At 52.1% G+C, this 20,979-nt stretch carries 15 protein-coding genes and 1 pseudogene; 9 read left to right on the top strand and 7 right to left on the bottom strand.

Going from position 1 to position 20,979, the window contains the following annotated elements:
• The first annotated feature begins 117 nt into the window (after positions 1-117).
• From ACYZT7_RS17920 to ACYZT7_RS17905, 4 genes are all read left to right on the top strand, one after another.
• Entirely contained in the window at positions 118-642 is a 525-nt protein-coding gene (locus ACYZT7_RS17920; RefSeq protein WP_462041820.1) for a cupin domain-containing protein, read from the top strand.
• Between the two features lie 648 nt (positions 643-1,290).
• The gene (locus tag ACYZT7_RS17915) at positions 1,291-3,126 is read left to right on the top strand and encodes a Mu transposase C-terminal domain-containing protein (RefSeq protein WP_462037603.1); all 1,836 of its coding nucleotides are present in this window, start codon (positions 1,291-1,293) and stop codon (positions 3,124-3,126) included.
• Between the two features lies 1 nt (position 3,127).
• Positions 3,128-3,988 carry a TniB family NTP-binding protein gene (locus ACYZT7_RS17910; RefSeq protein WP_462037602.1) on the top strand — a complete coding sequence of 287 codons (861 nt, stop codon included), beginning with the start codon at positions 3,128-3,130 and terminating at the stop codon, positions 3,986-3,988.
• A complete protein-coding gene (locus tag ACYZT7_RS17905) occupies positions 3,985-5,052 on the top strand; it encodes a TniQ family protein (RefSeq protein WP_462037601.1) in 1,068 nt (355 codons plus the stop codon). The genes ACYZT7_RS17910 and ACYZT7_RS17905 overlap by 4 nt, the downstream gene beginning before the upstream one ends.
• 68 nt (positions 5,053-5,120) lie before the next feature.
• Here the strand turns inward: ACYZT7_RS17905 and ACYZT7_RS17900 are convergent, their stop codons facing one another.
• Positions 5,121-6,017 (bottom strand): TIR domain-containing protein, encoded by an 897-nt coding sequence (locus tag ACYZT7_RS17900; protein WP_462037600.1) that lies wholly within the window; start codon positions 6,015-6,017, stop codon positions 5,121-5,123.
• A gap of 222 nt (positions 6,018-6,239) precedes the next feature.
• On the opposite strand from ACYZT7_RS17900, the gene ACYZT7_RS17895 reads away from it, so the two are divergent.
• The 3 genes from ACYZT7_RS17895 to ACYZT7_RS17885 all read left to right on the top strand — a co-directional run bounded on the left by ACYZT7_RS17895 (position 6,240) and on the right by ACYZT7_RS17885 (position 11,777).
• Positions 6,240-10,583: an NACHT domain-containing protein gene (locus ACYZT7_RS17895; RefSeq protein WP_462037599.1), complete on the top strand. Its 4,344-nt coding sequence runs from the start codon at positions 6,240-6,242 to the stop codon at positions 10,581-10,583.
• A gap of 80 nt (positions 10,584-10,663) precedes the next feature.
• Positions 10,664-10,876 (top strand): hypothetical protein, encoded by a 213-nt coding sequence (locus tag ACYZT7_RS17890; protein ID WP_462037598.1) that lies wholly within the window; start codon positions 10,664-10,666, stop codon positions 10,874-10,876.
• Between the two features lie 79 nt (positions 10,877-10,955).
• Complete coding sequence (locus tag ACYZT7_RS17885) at positions 10,956-11,777, top strand: abortive infection family protein (RefSeq protein ID WP_462037597.1); 822 nt, start codon at positions 10,956-10,958, stop codon at positions 11,775-11,777.
• A 94-nt stretch (positions 11,778-11,871) separates the two neighbouring features.
• Here the strand turns inward: ACYZT7_RS17885 and ACYZT7_RS17880 are convergent, their stop codons facing one another.
• Positions 11,872-12,852 carry a hypothetical protein gene (locus ACYZT7_RS17880; RefSeq protein WP_462037596.1) on the bottom strand — a complete coding sequence of 327 codons (981 nt, stop codon included), beginning with the start codon at positions 12,850-12,852 and terminating at the stop codon, positions 11,872-11,874.
• Between the two features lie 191 nt (positions 12,853-13,043).
• Between ACYZT7_RS17880 and istA the strand changes: the two genes are divergently transcribed.
• Together istA and istB are read left to right on the top strand one after the other, a co-directional pair.
• On the top strand, positions 13,044-14,558 hold the full coding sequence (gene istA, locus ACYZT7_RS17875; protein ID WP_462037595.1) for an IS21 family transposase: 1,515 nt from the start codon (positions 13,044-13,046) through the stop codon (positions 14,556-14,558).
• A gap of 20 nt (positions 14,559-14,578) precedes the next feature.
• On the top strand, positions 14,579-15,334 hold the full coding sequence (istB, locus tag ACYZT7_RS17870) for an IS21-like element ISPsy14 family helper ATPase IstB (RefSeq protein ID WP_024264899.1): 756 nt from the start codon (positions 14,579-14,581) through the stop codon (positions 15,332-15,334).
• On the opposite strand, the gene ACYZT7_RS17865 is transcribed toward istB, so the two are convergent.
• The 5 genes and pseudogenes from ACYZT7_RS17865 to tnpA form a co-directional block, all read right to left on the bottom strand.
• A complete protein-coding gene (locus ACYZT7_RS17865; RefSeq protein WP_462037594.1) occupies positions 15,331-17,754 on the bottom strand; it encodes an SNF2-related protein in 2,424 nt (807 codons plus the stop codon). The genes istB and ACYZT7_RS17865 overlap by 4 nt on opposite strands.
• Before the next feature lie 186 nt (positions 17,755-17,940).
• Complete coding sequence (locus tag ACYZT7_RS17860) at positions 17,941-18,519, bottom strand: plasmid pRiA4b ORF-3 family protein (RefSeq protein ID WP_034112255.1); 579 nt, start codon at positions 18,517-18,519, stop codon at positions 17,941-17,943.
• 3 nt (positions 18,520-18,522) lie between these two features.
• A pseudogene (gene tnpC, locus ACYZT7_RS17855) lies at positions 18,523-20,028 on the bottom strand (IS66 family transposase).
• Positions 20,029-20,065: 37 nt separating this feature from the next.
• Positions 20,066-20,410, bottom strand: coding sequence for an IS66 family insertion sequence element accessory protein TnpB (gene tnpB / locus ACYZT7_RS17850; RefSeq protein ID WP_020723502.1), 345 nt, complete (start codon positions 20,408-20,410; stop codon positions 20,066-20,068).
• A complete protein-coding gene (gene tnpA / locus ACYZT7_RS17845; protein WP_158243614.1) occupies positions 20,407-20,784 on the bottom strand; it encodes an IS66-like element accessory protein TnpA in 378 nt (125 codons plus the stop codon). Before tnpA ends, tnpB begins: the two co-directional genes overlap by 4 nt.
• Between the last annotated feature and the right edge of the window lie 195 nt (positions 20,785-20,979).

The following is a 20,979-nucleotide window of genomic DNA, read 5'->3' as shown; positions in this document are numbered from 1 at the left end:
GAGGGCAATACCGTGCGTCCCGGCTCTAAATAGCTAGCTCTACTAAAGAGCTATTTAGTATAGTTAATATTAATTGATTATATACGGTCGATAGTGTGTAGGTATTAGGTGAGTGCTATTTCAAAACTGGAGAACCCAATTTTCAGCCCCAGCGCTGAGGCAGTGATCAGGGCACTGGACCTGGAACCCCACATGGAAGGCGGTTTCTACCGCAGAACCTTTCAAACCGATCACCTCGCGATGGTCGAGATCGCGAGTGGCCGGCGCCATCTGATGACATCCATTTATTACTTGCTGACCAAGGATTCGCCGATAGGTCATTTTCATCTGAACCAATCGGACATCGAGCATTACTACCATCTAGGAGATGCGATTCAGTACAGCCTGATATTTCCGGACGGTACAATGAAAACGGTTGTGATGGGCAGCGATATCAACGCCGGACAATGTTTGCAGTTACATGTGCCTGGTGGCGTCTGGAAAGCTTCGCAGCTTACAAATGGATTGGCGGGATACGGTCTGATCAGTGAAGCGGTTTCACCAGGATTTGATTTTGCGGATATGGATTTGGACAGTCGCCAGAAGCTTGGCGAGCAATTTCCTGAGCATTCGGAGCTGTTTGAGAAGCTGATGGGAAAATGAGGGCTGATGGGAATTGTGTGGGAATTCAAGATTCACCGGAAAATAATAAGTCTATGAATTTTATTAATTTTTTCAAAAAAATTCACGATTCACCGGAAAATAAACAGAAATTTAGTGTTTTTTCCGGTGAATCATGAATTTTCCGGACCAAGGCGTTTGCGGGACATTAGGCCGAAACTTGTAAAACTATGAGAGGTTGTAGATGGAGAGTGCGAGGTTTGTTCAGAGCTAATAGCCGGCGGTACGTTTGTAGCATTCACCGCCAGAGATCGGCATAACGGATGCCGAAATCGCACACCTCTTTAACGTAACCGCGTCGCATGTCGTATAAGGATCTGAGTGGTTATACGAATGGGATCCTTTTACTGAATTTAGACGATTTAGCTATATAAATTGTAAAGAATGCGGATTGGGGTTATAAAAATACCGTGAGTATAAAATTTTAATAGATCATTTTGGAATAGCCCAAACCTTATGTAGTACTACTTCCAATATGTGCAGTAAATGGCAATGACAAGTTTGCTTAAGTCGTTGTTTTTGCAGAAGGGAGGTATGGTTTTCATATTATTATATATGATAAATTTTATTGTTGATTTTTTAGCAGAGCATAAGAATTATGTGACGATCTAATTAGTCATCGGTTATCAAATGCGCCATACGGAACTCAAGCCAAATCTAGTTGTAGTCGTACGAGGGGAGCCTGCCATAGTAATCAATGATCGGCTGCCTGACGCCCAAGTGGAGGTTCAGCTTTCCGATTCAAGAAGAACCTTAATCGTAGACATAGAAGAACTAAAGTTTTTGCCTACGCCTGCTAATTCTAGCGATGATAATGGGCATGAATGCCAACCTTTACCGTGCGATGAAGATATCTCTCTTGAAGCTATTAAAATAGCTAGCGAACGCGCTTATGCTATAGATCAATACCTTTCAAAAAAGATTAGCATTAGGCGAGCGATGGAGATCGCGAAAACAAAAAAAACTGCTTTTTATAAGCTGCTTGAGAAATATGATAGTGCAATTGGCCCTAGCTCTCTTTATCCCAAAAAATCAGGTGTAGAAAAGTTTACAAAAATAGTGTCAAGTGAATTGGAAGAGATTATAACCGCTGCGATTGATAAGCTGTATAAAGGAAAATCTGCATCCTATAAAAAAGTATGGGAAGAAGTACAGGCTCAATGTACAAAGTTAAAAATAACAATGCCTTCAGAAAGCACTGTGAACCGACGAATTTTGGAGAGGGGGGAGAAGGATTTATATCGCTTGAAAAACGGCGCGGAGGCAGCTAATCAGAAGTTCGGGGCAAAGCCGGGGCGAATGGAAATGTCTTATCCTTTACAGATGGTACAGATTGATCATACGGTGGTAGATTGCATACTAGTAGATGAGGAAAGTCGCGAGGCGTTGTTTAGACCTTGGCTTACATTGGTAATTGATATCTACACACGGGTAATTTTGGGTTACTACATTGCCTACCATGCACCCTCAATTCTAACTGTTGCTTGCGCGATTACTCATGCGGTATTGCCTAAAAATCGGTATCTGCAAAACTTGGGCTGCACCAATATAAAACATCCTTTTTTTGGTGTGCCCGAAATACTTCATATGGACAATGCTTCAGAGTTTCGCACTCCAAAACTTCAGCGGGCGTGTGCGCTGCATAACATCATGCCCGAATGGAGGCCTGTAGGGAAAAAACATTATGGCGGCCATATCGAGCGTTTGATTGGCACTATGATGAACAGCAGAGTGCATTTTTTACCTGGCACTACTATGTCGAATGTTATCAAAAAGGGCGATTACGATAGTAAGAAAGCTTCATCATTGACGATTGAAGAGTTTACTAAGTGGTTTGCGGGAGAGGTTGAGATATATAATTATAGCGTGCATTCATCCTTGAAATGCTCACCAGCCGACATGTGGAATAAGGCTTTTTTATCGAGCACTCTGGGCATTAAACAAAAACTCATTACAGATCCATTCAAGTTTAAGCTTGATTTCATGCCTGAACAACGTCGAGCGATAAGTATTAAGGGTGTTCAGTTGAACCGTCATTTTTACTGGACTCCCGCGTTGAGCCATCATGTAGGTTTGAAAAATGTGATCATAAAATACGATCCGTTCGCTTTACACGTAGTCTGGGCTAAGATCGATAATGAATATATGGAGCTTCCTTTTTCTGATGCGACAACGGACAGTTTAAGTTACGAGGAATATCTGATAGCGAGGGGTCATTCTCGTAGAACAAGAACTAAAGAAATGCCTAGTAATGTTGTCGCTGTTCGTGATGACAATGAGGGGATTGTTGACGAGTCTAAAAAGATCACCAGAAAAACCAGAAAGCAAATTAAAGCAGAAAAAGCACATGCAAAACACGTTCTCGATCAGCATTTTACTCCAAGTGAGCAAGAATCTAAAGCAGTTGCAAAATCGAAAATTGATTTTTCCAAAAGTCCTGTAATTTTTGATAGCGAGGACGTTTGAGGTGGAGAACAATATCGAACAACTCGATGAGCTTGACACAAGTGACGTCAAGTTGAGAATCAGTAATATCCATAAGGATATTTGGATAGACTGCCCTAGCGCACGTCGTCCCCTCGACGCGATTCTGACGCTACTGGACGTTCCGAATCGCACCACAGCACCTTGCATGCTCGTGTGCGGCGCGGGGGGCAGCGGGAAGACCACCATTGTTAATCAGCTCATGAAAATGAACCGGGGCCTGGGATCGCCAATGGTCTTCCTCTCTCTCGCAGAAAATCCTAGTAACCTGAAGTTTAAACATCTGATTTTGGAAGCTATCGGATTGCCAGTGAGGTTAGCAGTAGGCAGAGACATGCTATCGAAAGATGTAGCGAATTATATCCATTTGCATGGCATAAAAGCCCTCGTCATAGACGAATTCCATGAATCAATGTTAGTTACACGAAGTGAGCAATTGAAAAACCTGTCGTTGCTGAAGGCGCTTTCTGGTTCGCCGTACAACCTGATTGTTATAGGGTTCGGGGTGCGGGCTGCGAAAAACGCACTTCAGCATGATGAGCAATTGGCTCGGCGCTTTCATACCCATGACTTGTTACCATGGGTGCTTGATGATGGCTTCAGAAACTTCTTGGCAACCCTTGAGAAAAAAGTAAAACTAAAAAAACCTTCAATGTTGCACCAAGAAGAAATGGTTCGCCTCATACATAATTGTTCAGGGGGGACGATGGATAACGTTGTAAAAATTATTAAGTCTGCTGCAAGCTATGCTATAACAACCGGCGAGGAGTGCATTACCAAGGAAATAATAGCGGTAGCTGTAGCGGAACCGTGGGGTTATTACCAAAAAGGTTCGAAGTTGTGAAGTTTTCTGGTTTGCTTCGCCCAATCCATGATGAAACATTGCCCTCGTGGCTAACGCGGTGCGCGCTGAACCCAAAAGTATTGGGTGTTTCGGAAAGAGATATAAATGAGTGGGAGTCACTAGATAATCGTAAAAGACTGTTTTCATTTGCTGGCTTAGGTATGGAGTTCGACTTTGAGGATTCGCGAGGATTAGAGTTGGTGCGTGAATTGAAATTGGATGTTTGCATTATAAAAAAGATATTCAGGCCAACGTCAACACTTCTTCTGTCTCCAAAATATCGCGCTGCTTATTGCCATCTGTGCATCAAGTCAGACGTCCTCCAGAAGAGATTTCCATCATGGAGGAAATCCTGGTGCTATGTAACTCAGTCGTATTGTCCGATTCATTGGTGTTTGCTAAGTCATCTTGATGGGTACCCAATTCTTGATAAGCAGTGGAACGCTTATGTACGTGGGGATCTCGGTGACTATTATCAAGGGCGTAAAGGAAGTTCCTATACTCGTCGTCACATGCATGGGCTCACTCCTAACAACATTCGTGCATGGTTGACTTTGCGTGTTCAGATGTGGATAAACAAGATTAATTGTTCAAAGTTTTGCATTTTGCCCGGCACAGATGTTCCCGTGGACTGTACCAAATTAACAAGTGCAGTAAATTTTATCCTGCGATTATTTTTAGTTCCTAGAACAGATCGAAATAGATCTGGCGTGGCAAAGCAATTGCTCACTGCTTCCAATCCTCTTATTGTGCATAAGGTTTTAGATTTGAATGAGAGATTAGATTACGGTGCCTCTAATAGCGTGCCGTATGAGAGGATGTGTGCCTTACTATTACTTGGAAAAATTTTTAATATTTTTTCGCCGAAGGAATATTTGATGTTTGAACAAATGGTTTTAAATTCAGAATTTGATTTTCCAGACTCGAAGACATTGGGAGAACTTAGCGCAGACCACGTTCATGCAGTTGAATATTCAACTCTTGAGAGGCAGCTTGGCAGTTTGGATATAGTCTCGGATTATTTGAGTGACTTTATCGAAGGGGTACTTTGGCAGCCAGAATAAAACTGGGACGGCTTGTATGCTATTTGTAATCCGTGTGAGGACTGTTCTCATCGGCCCTAAACTGAGCGTCATCGATCCAAAACCACCTCGGCTAACTCATTCGCTATCTCTTCAATCGTCATCATCGACGAGTTGAGGGCTACCTTGTCGGCCAAGGTAGGACTGAATTTTATGACCTCGCTTTTAGACGTCTTGTGCCAAATCGGGAGGATCATCTTTCTGCCGTTCATTTCTAATGCCGTCATCCCATCGAGTTCGTATTGAGGCCATTGCTTGGCGAAAAAGGCAGAGGAAAGGACGACTGTTCCGAAGCGTGAGTTCGACAGGCCATGATCGATTTTTTTCCGCAGACTATCCCCGACCCGCAGTGCTTGTTTGTCGTACCAAACCTTGACCCCTAAAGCCTGGAGCGCTTCAACTAACGGTTCCACCAAATCCTTTTTGTCATTAGAAGCGTGAGAGATGAAAAGATCGTATTCAACCTCTGGCTCGTCATCTAATACGGGGAGGGAGGACTGAGCCTCGCCGAGGTTGGTAGTTGCAGCACGTTCAGTATTGATCTCGCGCTCAAGCAGCAGCCTCGATACCTGACCTCGCCGGACTAGTTCGTTTTCCTTCCGGTTCTCTCGTTCATGGGCGGTTGAGATACGTTTCCGCTCACGTTCCTCTTCCTTAGCGAGGTCTTGTCTTGCCTTCAGCAGTTGGCCGTTTTTATCGGCTTCTTTTTTTGCCAGAGCCGCCTTTTTGCCAGCGATCGTTGCGATCTGTTTTTGCTTACGTTCGATCTCGCTACGTTTGGTGTTTAAGGCACTTAACGTGGTGCTCTTCGTAATCGAACGCTGGATCTGACCGATACGGCTTAGGAGGTCCACTTCCTTTTTCGTCTCCTGGCTGACACTTTTGGAAACGTCTGCGAGTTCTCTTTGTAAGCGGTTGATTGTGTTCGTAAGCGTGGAAATTGACATCCCTGACCTCAATTTGACGCCCGTGAGAGTTTGGGTTATTCACCGTCAATCACGAAGCACGTAGGTTTGCGCATCAATGCGATTTGCGTTTTAGATCGTCCGGCAGATCCAAGATTAAGAGGCTTGGGAACGTCATCTTACCAGCTAGAATCAACAAATCTTGCACGTATGATAGCGCTGAAAAAACCGTTCTGGCTTAACTGAAAAGGATGCAGGCCGCTGATGCAATCACCACAAACAAATCGCCATCGTATTCAGCGTACCTTCCGCAATTTATCTCAGGAGGAGATCGCCGACGTCGAGCACGCATCCATGCTGTCACGATTGGGCTGGGCAAAAGATGTTGGGTGGGAAACGCTGCTGGAATCGCAACGTATTTTGATTGTTTCGGAAGCCGGTGCGGGAAAGACCTATGAGTGCCGCGTACAGCAGCAGGCATTGTGGGAGAGCGGACAGCCGGCGTTCTATCTAGAGCTATCCCAGCTTGCCGCAAACAATTTGTCGGATCTGCTGTCCCGAGAGGAAGAAGAGCGGCTTGATGCTTGGCTTGCTGCCCAGTCCGTAATAGCCACTTTTTTTCTAGATTCGATCGATGAGTTGAAGCTGACGCTCGGCTCGTTTGAGGTCGCTCTCAGGCGGTTGGGCAAGGCTATTGGTAGTCAACTTGGAAGAGTGCGGATTGTCATAACCACCCGACCTGTCGCTGTGGATCAGAAAATTATCGAGCGGCATTTACCCGTGCCTGACCGGGTGGAACTCGCACCGAGCGGAGATGATTTTGCAGACATTGCGTCGGGCCGCGTGCGGCGTGCGACCAAAAAGGAGGAGGTACCTCTGGTATGGCGTAACGTCGCGTTAATGCCCTTATCTGACCAGCAAATTCGTGAGATGGCGGTCATTGAGGGTGTCGATGATGCTGATGCGTTAATAGCGGATATACGTAAGCGCAACGCGGAGGACTTCGCACGGCGACCGCAAGATCTTGTTGAACTCTGCTCTGACTGGCGAGAGTACCTTCGAATTCGCACCCATCGAGAGCAAGTGGCGCAAAACATTCACGTCAAACTCAAGCCGCGTACTGATCGAGGAGAGCCTGCGCAACTCTCACCCGATCGGGCGCTGGATGGAGCAAGCCGGCTTGCGCTTGCTGCGCTGCTTACCCGGAAGCTGACCATACGCCTTAGTGTGGAGGCGGATCGTGGTGGTGAGCCTGGCGGAGCACTGAACCCCGAAGTGGTTCTACATGACTGGACTCCACAAGAGCGGGAGACATTGCTGGAGCGAGCGCTATTCGGGTTTGCAAGTTACGGGCGAGTCCGATTCCATCACCGCTCGGTCCTCGAGTTTCTTGCAGCTCAATATCTCAACCTGCGTATGAGCCAGGGAGTGCCAATCAAAGCAGTAAAGCGATTGCTCTTCGCTGAGACTCAACAGAACGATAAAGTCATCCGCCCAACAATGCGTCCCGTCGCGGCATGGCTAGCCGCATTACTGCCGACTATTTTTTCCGAAGTCCGTGACCGAGATCCCAGCGTTCTGCTGAATTACGCTGACCCGGAATCGCTCACTCTTTCTCAGTGCGAGGACGCATTAAGGGCATACGTTGGGCATTACGGCCCTGGAGGATGGCGTGGACTACAAGCTCCGCAGGTGCAGATCCATCGTTTCGCTAGACCAGAGTTAGAACCACTAGTTTTAAAACTATGGGGGGAGGGCATCGAGAACCATGAGGTTCGTGAGCTGTTGATTGATCTCATCGGCGCAGGGCCTATGCCCGCGTGTGCAGATATCGTCCATGCAGTCGCAGTCGATGTATCTGCTAGGGCAAGTGAGCGTCTTGATGCAATTACGATGCTGGCTCGTCTTGGTGACCCCCGGGTAGAACTCTTAGCACAGTCGATGGAAGAGGCGCAGGCGCTATGGCCTGATGAAATTGTGTATGGAGCCATAGTCAGATTACTCCCTCTATTTTTCGCGCCTGCTCGACTCTGTGGGATTTTGAGGGGCTTTTCAGAGTCATCCAGCAAGGAGTTCGAGCAGGAGTGGTCGTTACCGTACAGCTTTGCAGAGCTTCAATTTCCTTCAGGCTATCTGGAGGCGCTACGCGAAGGTCTGACCGACTTGGTCACGGAAGATTTGGCTTGGGGAGATGAGTGGCCGCATGTAGTCAGTAAGCGTCCATATTTGCTTTCAACGCTTGCAGCGGTGTGCTTAAGACTTATTCAAGAGGGCGAGTATCGAGTAGCGGTGTTGCGCTCTTCCACGATTGCCCTGGGTCTTACGCCAGATGATCACGTTCATGAGGAGCCATTGAATAAGCTGCGAAGGGCACTTGCGGATTTGGAGTCAGAACATCGTGAGACCGTCTTCTGGGCTGATGACGCGTTCAACGAGAGTCTTCATTCACGCGCTGACCCTTGGGCGCGATTTTGCCAAGTTTCATTCCGCGGACCTCTCCAATTAAATTACGTCCAGGATGCAGGTTGGGTACGACGCACTTTGGCTGACTCCAGTCGCACGTTCCCGGAGCGCGCGATGATGCTGCATGCATGTACGCGAGGGGTATGGGACGGTGTTGGCGATTCCCATGACCACATCGAAAGCCTGAAGCAGTACGTTCTCGATGCGCCAGAGTTGATCGCTCTTATCGACCAACAGCTTGTTACCCCGGAAGTCGATCCGGAAAGGCTCAAGCTAGAAGCAGAATTAACTCAGCACCGCGTAGCCAATGAGGAGCGTCAGGCACAGCGACATGCGAGCTGGGTGACTTTCTGGCGTGAGGTAGCTGAGCAACCTGATGTTGCCTTTAAGCCTGACCGCGAAGGGAATACCGCTTGGAATCTCTGGCAGGCGATGCAACGTTCTGGAAACGAGAGCCGTGCATCTGGTTGGGATCGGCTTTTTGTTGAGAGCCACTTTGGTAAAGCGATCGCCGATAGATTACGTGTCAGCATGCGCTCGATGTGGCGTGGCGATAATCCCACGCTTCGTTACGAAAGGCCGGATGGGCAAAAGGGGACGTTTCTTATTAGGTGGCAGCTCGGACTGGCGGCGATAGCCGCAGAAGCCGAAGACCCTAACTGGGCGCAAAAGCTTTCGATCGATGAGGCGAAATTGGCCACGCGTTACGCTCGAATTGAGTGCAACGGATTTCCCGCATGGTTCGAATCCCTAGCTCGGGCATTTCCAGATGCGGTCGAAGAGACCCTTGGTCCCGATTTGTCTGCTGAACTCGATGAAGCCGCTACGACAAATTCATTTGCAATGCTTCTCCAGGACGTGAGCTATGCCCCAGCTGTCGTCGCGCAATTGTTTGTGCCGCGATTGCTCACGTGGCTCGATACTTTTGTCAGCAATCCTTGTGATGGAGAAGATGAGACTGGTGCGTTGGGTCGAGTCGAGCGCGTACTGAAAATTCTACTCCAGCACGGCGGCGACAATACACGGGACAAGATTCGCATTTTGGCTGCGCAGCAGCTCAACATTTCCACCAACGGCTCCATCAGCCAGGTTTGGTTAACTACATTAATGCGGCTTGACCCGGCGGCAGGAACGGAAGCTCTTGAGCTTTTCCTAGCGCCGCTTCAGCCCATGCCAACTGGCCCCGCTATCAATATTTTCAGCACCTTGTTTGGCAGCCGTTTCGCTAGTCTGCGTGTCGATCTGAAAACACCTGGTTTCACCCCGCAACTGCTCCTGCGATTATTGCGGCTTGCATATCGTTATGTGCGGCCCACCGACGACATTAGCCATCGAGGTACCTTTTCACCTGGGCCTAGAGACGATGCTCAAGACGCACGAAATTCGCTCCTTAATGCAATACTCGACACTCAAGGTGCGGAAGCTTGGGCGGTGAAACTCGAGATGATCGCAGACCCGCTTTTCGCTCATTTCCGTGATCGCCTAGCGCTACTTGCGCGCGAGAAATCGGCAGAAGAAGTTGATGGCGCGGTGCTCACAGAATCAGAGGTGGTAACCCTGAATCGCTACGGCGAGGCACCACCTACCACCGGCGACGACATGTTCGCCGTGCTTGTCGACCGGTTCGAGGACATTGATGATTTGTTACTCCAGGATGTTTCGCCCCGCGATGCTTGGGTGTTGATCGGAGAGGAGAAAGTGATGCGGCGGGAGATTGCTCGGGCATTAAGAGACGCATCCAATCATGTCTACACAGTCGATCAAGAAGGAGCCACTGCTGACGAAAAAGAAACGGATATCCGTATGCGGGCCATATCAGGACAGCAGGCAACAATTGAACTCAAAGTCGGAGAAAATAACTGGTCGGGTCGGGTACTGCGCGACACGATAAAAAATCAGCTCGTCACGCGGTACATGGCGGCGGAGAGCTGTCGATCTGGCTGTCTTCTGGTGACTGTAGCAAGCGACCGGAAATGGGAGAACCCGGAAACTGGCGAATTAATAGACATTGATGGATTGCGAGCGCTGCTTGAATCCGAAGCGTCTAAAGTTATGACCGAGATGGGCAACAGTGTCAGGTTGCTAATTAAGGTGCTTGATCTGCGCCCACGCCTTTCTACCGGCGCTGGAGGATTGGTTAAGTGAGTCAGTAGCGACGTGCGCCAGCAGATATCTACAGTCCGGCAGTATTTGGTAAACCTAAGTGATGTGGAAGGAGCCTACTCATGAGCGACGAATATTCCCTGCATAGCGTATTAGAGAGGATGTATCAGAACCAGCTTGCCCTGGAAGCAGCGCTAATGGAGCTTACGCTTCATGCCGAGCAAAGTGGGTTGGAGGAGGTCGGCGGAAATATTCGAGGAGCGCTGTCAACGATCGGAGAGAACGCGGGCTTCATCAATCAGGGGCTGGCCAGGCTTCGAGGCAGTCAAATCTGAGTATCCAGTTCAGCATGCTTATTGGCAGTGAATGCTAATCGCGAAATCAGCTTCGTTTCTTTGAAGGGATGGAAAAGGAATGGCCGACAATCCACCGCTGACCGATGCCGTCATTGTGGCGTTAGCGCTTCTGGTAGACGATTCTCAGACAGAAAAGCGCGATCCTACGCACTACGACCTCGATGTGTTGTTTGCTCAGTATCACCTCTCGGGAGGCGAGCAACAGGTCCCCGGTGGTAGGCCTGTTGGCAAAGCTAAGCGCATTCGTGGTGCGCTGAATTGGGCGATGATCAACAACCAGAAAAGCGGTGAGGCCTTTGTCTCGGCCCTGATATCCAATGTTCAAGGTAAAGGTGGATTTCGATCTCAATCCTCGAACTACTGTGGCTCCGAAGCGATAGCGAATCTCGTTGCCACGATTGCGAACAATGGTTGGGACCTGTCCACAGACGGTAATCTGGCACCACGGGTCCTCGAAGCGATGAAGGGCCGAGAGCTAACAGCTGCTCTAGCTGCTTACGCCGATAGAGCGCGACGGGGAGCATTGGACAGCCCGCTGTTGGCAGGTACAGCGAAAGATCTATTGGAGGCTACGGCGGCCCATGTGTTGGTTGAGAAGTGGGGCAATTACCCTAGTCACTCGAATTTTCCGACACTTCTGGGCCAGGCGTTCACGGCGCTGGACTTCGCAACCCCTATGAACCCCGCAGAGAAAGATGAACCAGTGAAAAAGCGCGTCGAGCGAGCGGCCTATGACCTGGGATGCGCTCTCAATGCGCTGCGTAACAAGGAAGGGACAGGTCATGGGCGGCCTTGGCTTAGTACCGTAACTCGTAGCCAGTCTCGGTTTGCGATCGAGTCCATGGGGAATATTGCTAGCCTTATGCTTGATCACCTTTGATTAGAAGGAGCATTTTTATGTTGAACATAGACGTTCATCTTCCAGAAGTAGATGGATCAATATCCAATGTCTAATAGCGTCTATGGCTACTCTTTCAGTCCGCACTCGCCAATCCATAGCCCAAAATGCAAGCGACAATGCGCTCTTCCCAACGTCTTCGTAGCTCGACTCCATTCAGTTTTTTCAGCAGCACGTCTACTTCGATGGGGTGACTTTTAAGGCCTGGCTCAAGGTCGCGAAGTCGCATCATCGAGGCTCGACGCCCCTTCTTTTCTAGAATTTCGGCGCTCCGGGGACGCATCAGTTCAAGCCAAAGCTCAGCCAAATGCGCCCAATCTGGTGTTAGCTCTCCTGCGACCCCCTCAAATAATTCCAATAGTTTTTTAATTTGATCGGCCTGATCCGTTGAGGTTACCCAGTGTCGATCGCGCGCCCACATTTTCACTGCCCAATGAAATTGCTTTAGCGCTCGCTGCTTGCGTTTCGGCAAAAGTAGCTTCTCCATCTCGCATAGACAGTTCAAAAACTTTTGCAGCTCGCCCATTGCTGCTCGGGTTGGGTCGAGGGTCTGCACTTCATTCGGCAGACGGTCACGCAGTTGTCTGGCGATTTCACGCAACTCTATAACTGGTGGATCAGCCAGGTTCGGTAGCAAAATCCATCGGGGTGCACGCGCACGCTCTCCGGCTAGACAAAGAAACACCCAAGGTTTGGTCGCGCGGACGACGCTCACCCTAGACAACACCTTGCTCGTCTCACAACGATATTGCTCGTACAGAGCAGGTAAAACGAGTGCATTGGGGCCAGATACAAGCCCTCGGACTGGGGCAAATGCATCTTCGATTCCATCCCAATATCTGGATTCCCGGGCACGCCTTTGTTCTTCTAGTTCCTCCGGCGTAATGATGCGGTCTTCTTTCTGGGTGCGCATGTCTTCCGGAAGCAACAAATTCCCCCCGATTAAACTGTCTACTTCATCTATTCGGCGGAAAAACGTCTCATCTGATCTCAAAGCAAACTCGGCGCCATCTCTAGGCCACCGCGATTCAATTTCCGTATGGCGTGGGGATTCCATGCGCACTTGGACACCCATTCCACGCTAACTTGGACACTCATTCCACGGCCACTTGGACACTGATTCCACGAGCACTTGGACAGTGATCTCTCACTGATCCGACCCAAGCTCAGGCAGGCAGCAACGCAGGATTATTCACTACCATCGACCTCTTTTCTCGAAGCGAAGAGGTCGTCGTGGAGCGTATATCCATGCGTAAAATCCGAGAGGTACTACGCCTAAAGTTCGACGCCGGCCTGTCCGTGCGAAAAATTGCCACCAGCCTGCGCATCAGCAGCGGCAGTGCCGGCAATTATCTGCACCGCTTCAACGCTTGCGGGCTGACTTGGCCCACGCAGTTGTCGGACGCCGAACTGGAGCGATGTCTATTCCCGCCAGCGCCGACGGTGCCCAGCGATCAACGTCCGATGCCGGACTGGGCTCATGTCCATGCCGAGTTACGTCGCCCCGGCGTCACCTTGGCCCTGCTCTGGCAAGAGTATCGGCTCACCCACCCGCAAGGTTTCCAGTACAGCTGGTTCTGCGAGCACTACCGCCTCTGGGCCGCGAAGATCGATGTGGTCATGCGCCAGGAACACCGTGCCGGCGAGAAGCTGTTTGTCGATTACGCCGGCCAGACCGTGCCAGTCATTGATCGGCGAACGGGCGAGATCCGCCAAACGCAGATCTTCGTCGCCGTCCTCGGCGCGTCCAGCTACACCTTCGCCGAGGCCACCTGGTCGCAGAAACTGCCCGACTGGCTGGGCTCGCACGTGCGCTGCTTCGCCTTTCTCGGCGGTACATCGCAGATCCTGGTACCGGACAATCTGCGCAGCGGCGTTACCAAAGCGCATCGTTACGAGCCCGACATCAACCCCAGTTACCGCGACCTCGCCGAGCATTACGGCGTAGCCGTGCTGCCCGCGCGTTCGCGTAAACCCAAGGACAAAGCCAAGGTTGAAGTCGGCGTACAGGTAGTCGAGCGGTGGATCCTGGCGGTGCTGCGCAACCGCCAGTTCTTCTCCTTGGGCGAACTCAACACAGCCATCGGATTGCTGCTGGATCGCCTCAATCAGAAGCCCTTCAAGAAGCTGCCCGGCTCACGCCGGTCAGCCTTCGAGACCATCGACCGGCCGGCGCTGCAAGCGCTGCCGGAACACCCTTACGTCTACGCCGAATGGAAAAAGGTACGCGTCCACATCGACTACCACGTCGAGGTCGACGGCCATTACTACTCGGTGCCGTACCAGCTGGTGAAGCACCAACTCGAAGTGCGGCTAACCGCTAAGACCGTCGAGTGCTTCCACGCCAACCAGCGGGTGGCCAGCCATCTGCGCTCGCCGCACAAAGGCCGCCACACCACCCAAACCGAGCACATGCCCAAAAGTCACCGCGAACATGCCGAATGGACGCCGCAGCGACTGATCCACTGGGCTGAGCAGACCGGGCCGAACACCGCTGGTGTCATCGCTCATATCCTCGAACGCCGAATCCATCCGCAGCACGGCTTCCGCGCCTGCCTGGGGATTCTGCGCCTGAGCAAACAGCACGGCGAAGAGCGGCTGGAAGCCGCTTGCCAGCGAGCGCTGGCACTGGGCGCGTGCAGCTACAAAAGCCTCGAATCGATCCTGCGCCAAGGACTGGAACGGCTACCGCTGGCCCAGCAGAACCTGCCGTTACTGCCCGAAGAACACATCAACCTGCGCGGCCCTGGCTACTACCACTGACCTGAAAAAGGAGCACCAAAATGCTGCCCAACCCGACACTCGACAAGCTACAAACCCTGCGCCTGCACGGCATGATCAAGGCGCTTGGCGAACAACACGCAACGCCTGACATCAACGATCTCAGCTTCGACGAACGCCTCGGTCTGATGGTCGACCGCGAGCTGACCGAGCGCGAAGACGCCCGCCTGACTACTCGCCTCAAAGCCGCACGACTGCGCCATAACGCCTGCCTGGAAGACATCGACTATCGCAGTCCGCGTGGCCTGGACAAGGCCTTGATCCTGCAACTGGGCAGCGGCCAGTGGCTGCGCGATGGCTTGAACCTGATCATCGGCGGCCCAACTGGCGTAGGCAAAACCTGGCTCGCCTGCGCGCTGGCTCACAAGGCCTGCCGCGACGGTTACAGCGTGCGTTATCTGCGCTTGCCGCGCTTGATGGAAGAACTAGGCCTGGCCCACGGCGACGGCCGCTTCGCGAAACTGATGGCGGGTTATGCCAAGACCGACTTGCTGATCCTGGACGACTGGGGCCTCGCGCCGTTTACCGCTGCGCAACGGCGCGACATGCTCGAACTGCTGGACGACCGCTACGGCAACCGCTCGACACTGGTGACCAGCCAAATGCCGGTGGACAAATGGCACGCACTGATCGGCGATCCGACCTTGGGCGATGCGATCCTCGACCGGCTGGTGCACAACGCTTACCGGATCGAACTGAAGGGCGAATCGATGCGCAGACGCGCAACGAAATTGACGGCGACAGAGACTTCAGACTAACAATGCAAACCTGCGTCGCTGCGCTCCGACTGCCTGTCCAAGTGGACGTGGATCAGGTGTCCAAGTGAGCATGGAACGAGTGTCCAAATGATCGTGGGCTGAGTGTCCAAGTGTCGTGGAATCCGCATATGGCGACTATCCATCCGATCAATGCGTCCTACCCGTTGCTCGGCGACTCGTACAACGCTGGGCATGTCCAAGTGGACAAGAGTCGATGCACGCTGGAGATTTACTCCTTCTGACATGGCATCACTGCACAGGACTATCAACCGTCCCACAGATTGCCCCTCTGGATTCAGGAGCATTTGTATGTGCTCATGGCTTCGTGGGTCACCGCCAATGCCCAAAACCACGTCGAAGGTCTTTTGCTCAGGGCGAGCTTTCGTCAAAAGGTGTTCGAAGTATTTCAGCGTCAGGGGATAATGGTCGAATGCCAGAATCTGATCATGCCGAGCGAGAAGCTCTACCAAGAGGTTGACCTTGTACGCTTCGCGATGGCCGCTCATCCTCTCAAGCTTGTCGCGAATGGCCGCATATATTGAGCATTCTTCCTCGCAGGCGCGCCCATGTTCCGAACTGTCCGAAAGCCAGTAGGGCAGAGTGATCCCAAGATGATTTTCTGGGATCCTGCCGGCGAGCTTGGCAACGCGTTGCAGCATATTCCCCGTATCGTCATCCCCCCCTTTAATAGAATCGCTCAACCCCATTCTGCGACAGGCCGCGTGGACTCCTTCAATGTGCCGGTAAAGCGCCAGGCGTGATGATCGTAAGCTGGACATCACATGAAAAAGAGCCGATGAGCGGGCCGCCTTTAGGCGAATGATCATGTAAACATCCGGGGTGACGCCGTTCTGTCTAAAGCTTTCCGAGAGCACTAGCGGCTTTTGAAAATGTGAAATCCCTTTGAGTTGAAGCGCTAGCTCGCGAATTTCTTGCGCCAACTCCCGATCCAGTGCAGGTTCATCCAACGAGTAGCTCGTAGAGATCTGGTTCGGATAACGACACACGTGGCCTCCTGGCAGCCGGTAGGCTTCAGGGTCGAGATCAACCATTGCATTGAGCTGCGATTTGGTGCGGCGCAGGGTGAAGCTGGCGATTGCTAACTGGAGTGCTTCCAGATCTTTGGCGTGAATATCTGTCAAGCCTGCACCGCCTTTGCTCAATCTCTCAAAGACAGTTAGCACTTCATCCTCGAAATTATCGGCGCCCAGAATGTCAATCAAGCGCAGTAGATCCGCGCGCGTACGATTGATAGGGGTTGCGGTAAACAGCACCACCTGGTCCGCAAGATGGTGCTTGAGGCTCCGTGTTCGCTTGGACATTTGATTGTGAAAATTGTGAGCTTCGTCCACGGCGAGTGTTTGTGCTGACGACAATCGAATGGCGAGGTTGGAGGTATCTTGCTTGCTCATCCTGCTCAGCAAACCATGAGAAACGATGGTGACGTTCACCCCGCACTTGGCCGTTTCGCGATCCCAATTTTTCCTGACTAAGGGCGGGCATATCAAGAGCATTGCGCCTTTGCGGGCTTTGGCTGAAGACCAATTTCGATCATGCATCGCCCGGAGAAGGTGAGCCCCCAGGCGTGTCTTCCCAGACCCAGTTGCATCCGCAACTAGAACAGCACCAAGGGTGTCGAGGAGGTACAAGGCTTGCCCTATCCCTTGGCGCTGCGATGGCCAGAGGTTAGCAGGCTCAATTTCAATCATGGATTCCAGGTAGTGATTAGCCCATTCACTTTCAAGCAGTTCAGCGCTAGCTCTGGCCAAAGCTTCTTGCCAAGTGACGAATTTCAGAAGCTGCTCCAGCAATGCCACGAATGCGTTATCCGCATCCATACCCTGACTCCAGAAGAACTCAGCGACTCGCCACCCGTCATTGAATCGGGCTCGATCCCCCGATGTGAAGCGCATATTTCCTTCAAGCTGAGTATACAAACCCGGTGAAGTGAAATTGCTCGACCCCAGAGTCACGGCCCCCGCGGAACAGTAAATCTTGGCGTGTAGTCGTCGACTACCTGTGGGATAGCGGATACGGACATGCCCAGCCCGTACAAGCTCAATGCAGTGCAAAACCTGCCCACTTAACGCTAAAGAAATTCCACGTTCGAGCCAATAGGCTCGTATTTCCGCCGAAAAATCATAGCCTTTGAGATTGAGTCGGGGGTTTTTCACCGTTACGGGTTCAGATCCAAGGATCAGGCGCATAGGGTTAAGCGCTTTTCCACGTGCGGTGATCAATCGGATGAGCTGTTCTAAACCGCTGTATCCAGTAACGACCAAAGCATCCCATTGATTGCAGAGGTCACCAAAGACCACGTCGTGAACGGTACGCGCGCCCAGATTCAAGGGCATTCTTGATTGAATGGGCAGGTCTCCATCGAATGGATGCTGCTCCTGATCGAATAATGAGCCTTGCATTGCCGCCTCGATGTCAACGTGTCTGACAACGAAGATTAGGCTGGCCGGCAGGAATCGTTGCGAACTGGCTGCATTTGGTCGAACGTTGCCTGGCGCGAAGGGCCGGAGTCGACCCATAGCTGCCGTTAACTGCTTCGCCATAATAGCGGTAACACTGTAAGCGTCCGAGCTACACCGTCTTGCAACTCAAATCTTAATCCGTTTAAACCACTGGTTCACGCGCTCGCACTCAAATGCCGCTGGATCAAAAACATCTCCATACCATTCAACCATCGCGTCATGCTCTGGATGATCGGGGTTGGCCATCGCTTCTAGAAACTCCTCATAGCCAGGCCCGCCTCCTACGTCTTCCGGTGGGCAAGCATTGGCGCCGTCGATGCAATACGGAACCTGAGGACAGGCAATAGCAGGTAGCATTTTTTCGACCTTGATACGGTGATGCCAACTGTCACCAAAGTCGTAAAGATAATTAAATGTCCGCTTTCCGTTCAGCGCCTTGATCAGCGTTTTACGGGCTTCCGGGTTCACCGTCGGCCCCCAGCCATCAGGATCGGGAATACCGTAATTCTCACCGGCAATTTCAAACTCATGCAGATGGCTATCACTCCAGCCCATCACGACCTGGATGACATGGTGCAGTTTGCCCAAGGTAATATTTTCAGGCACCGCGAACCGACGCCAGATCGTCGGAGTGATCCACTTCAGCTCAATGTGCAGCAGCAACAAGTCGGAGGCGGGTTTGGGTAAACGGACAGTTTTAACCATGGATCAGGCGGCCTCGCAGTGTTCAGTGTGGTTCAAAGAAATGTTCCAGGGCAGCAACTCGCTCACCCGATTGATCGAGTGTTCGGCAATGCGCTCAAGCACGTAGGTCAGATAGGCCTGTGGATTTAACCCGTTTAACTTGGCAGTGCCCACCAGGCTGTAAATCGCATCCGCTCGTTCTCCGCCTGCATCGGAACCGGCAAACAGGTAATTTTTTCGACCCAATGCGACGGCGCGTAACGCGCGTTCGGCGGCATTGTTGTCGATTTCGATTCGGCCGTCATTGCAGTAACGCGTCAGCGCCTGCCACCGGTTGAGGGCATAGAGGATCGCACCGCCCAATGCCGATTTTTTCGACAGTTGAGTCAGCGTCTGGTTAAGCCATGCGTGTAGTTGTTCCAGCAGCGGACTGGCCCGGCTTTGTCGAACCGCTTTTCTCTGATCTGGCGGCTGTCCTCGGATCTCGCTCTCGATGGCATACAGGGCCGCAATCCGTTGCAGCGCCTCGCTGGCAAGTGGTGAAGCCTGATCTTTGTAGACATCGTAAAACTTGCGGCGGGCGTGAGCCCAGCAGGCGGCTTCCTGAATGGTGCCTTTAGCATAAAGCTGAGCAAAACCGGCGTAGCCGTCAGCCTGCAAGATCCCGCTGAAACTCTTGAGATGAGCGCGGGGATGTTGCCCCTTGCGATCCGGCGAGTAGGCAAACCATACCGCTGCCGGTGTTGAGTCGCCCGCAGGTCGGTCGTCCCGCACGTACGTCCACAGGCGAGCCGTTTTGGTTTTGCCGTTGCCCGGCGCAAGTACACCAATCGGCGTGTCGTCGGCATGGACTTTATGGCCGCTCAGGACATGGCGTTCAAGGGCGCTGATCAGCGGCCTGAGTAATTGACTGCTCTGGCCGACCCAGTCGGCCAGGGTTGAGCGCTCCAGCTCCACGCCCTCACGGGCGTAAATCTCGGATTGCCGATACAGCGGCAAATGGTCAACAAACTTGGAGACCAGCACGTGGGCCAGTAGCCCAGGGCCTGCAAGGCCTCGGGCTATCGGGCGACTCGGTGCCGGCACCTGAGCGATGTGCTCGCAGCAGCGGCAAACCAGCTTCGGGCGAACATGGCGGATCACTTTGAAACGCGCCGGGACGTACTCCAGCACCTCCGACACATCCTCGCCCAAATGGCGAAGTTTCCCACCGCAGCCAGAACATTTTGATTCAGGCTGATGGACGTGAATTTCGCGAGGCAAGTGTTAAGGTAATGGCTTGCGCCGAGAGACAGGGCGAGATGGCGGTTCGGTTGGCGGTGTCAGTTCAGTCTGGCTGACTTGCAACTCTTCAAGACTCAGTTGGAGCTGATCGATCATCGCGTCCAGTTGCTCGGAGCTGCGACCGAACTGCATACGACGCAGCTTGGCGATCATCATTTTCAAACGCTCAATCTCTGCCCGCTGGGCAGAGACCAGAGCCTTCAAGGCTTGAAGATCGTTAGGCAGGGAGTCGGTCGCGAGAGTCATGACCGAATGTTACTTGGGATTTTTTCAGCGTGGCAAGTCAGACCGCGAGGACGGGCGCTGTACGAATTGGCCTGCGCCAATCAATGCCTTCCAACAGCATCGACAACTGCGCAGCCGTCAGCGACACGCTGCCGCTGGTTGCTTGCGGCCAGACGAAGCGCCCTTGTTCCAGCCGTTTGCAAAACAGGCACAACCCGTCGCCGTCCCACCATAGCAGTTTGATCCGGTCACCGCGCCGTCCGCGAAAAGCAAAGATCTGACCCGAGAAAGGATCGGCTTCAAGCTGAGTCTGCACCAGCGCGGCTAAACCGTCGAAGCCACGGCGCATGTCCGTGACGCCGGCGGCGATCCAGATGCGGGTTCCAGCAGGAGGAGCAATCATCGCAGTAACTGCTGCAAGATGAGTTGCAAGGTCTGCGGTTCTGGCGTGCCAGTGATGCGTAGCGTGGCTTTACCCACTTCAACAACCAGCTCGGAATGAAACTCGAATTGAGGCCGGGCGGCTTGCGAGACATCCGGCGACGCCTCGATCACCTGGACAGGCAAAAATGTTGCACTCTGGTTAACCGGGCCGAAGGCTCCTTCCTGATACTGGTGCCGCCAGCGAAACACCAGGTTGGCATTGACGTCATGCTCACGAGCGATCAACGACACGGAGGCGCCAGGCTGAAACGTGGCCTCAACGACCTGGCGTTTGAAGTCCAACGGGAAGTTGGGGCGGCGGCCGGTTCGACGAGCGGGGGCAACTGTATCCAAGATAGTGTCCACTAAAAAATGGTGTCCACTATCTTGGCCAATTTGGAGGGCTGTCAGGAGAGGGTGCTGGCCGGACGGTTACGTAACACTAAGGCGCCAAGGTTATGGTCGACTCACCAAAAAGGGCAGGGAATTAGGGATATTCTCCTGACTTTCGGCGTTCGGGCGTGAAAACCTATTCAGGCGGATTGAGGA

Source organism: Pseudomonas sp. RT4P38 (genome assembly GCF_054897765.1).
This window is presented reverse-complemented; position numbering and strand designations above follow the sequence as displayed.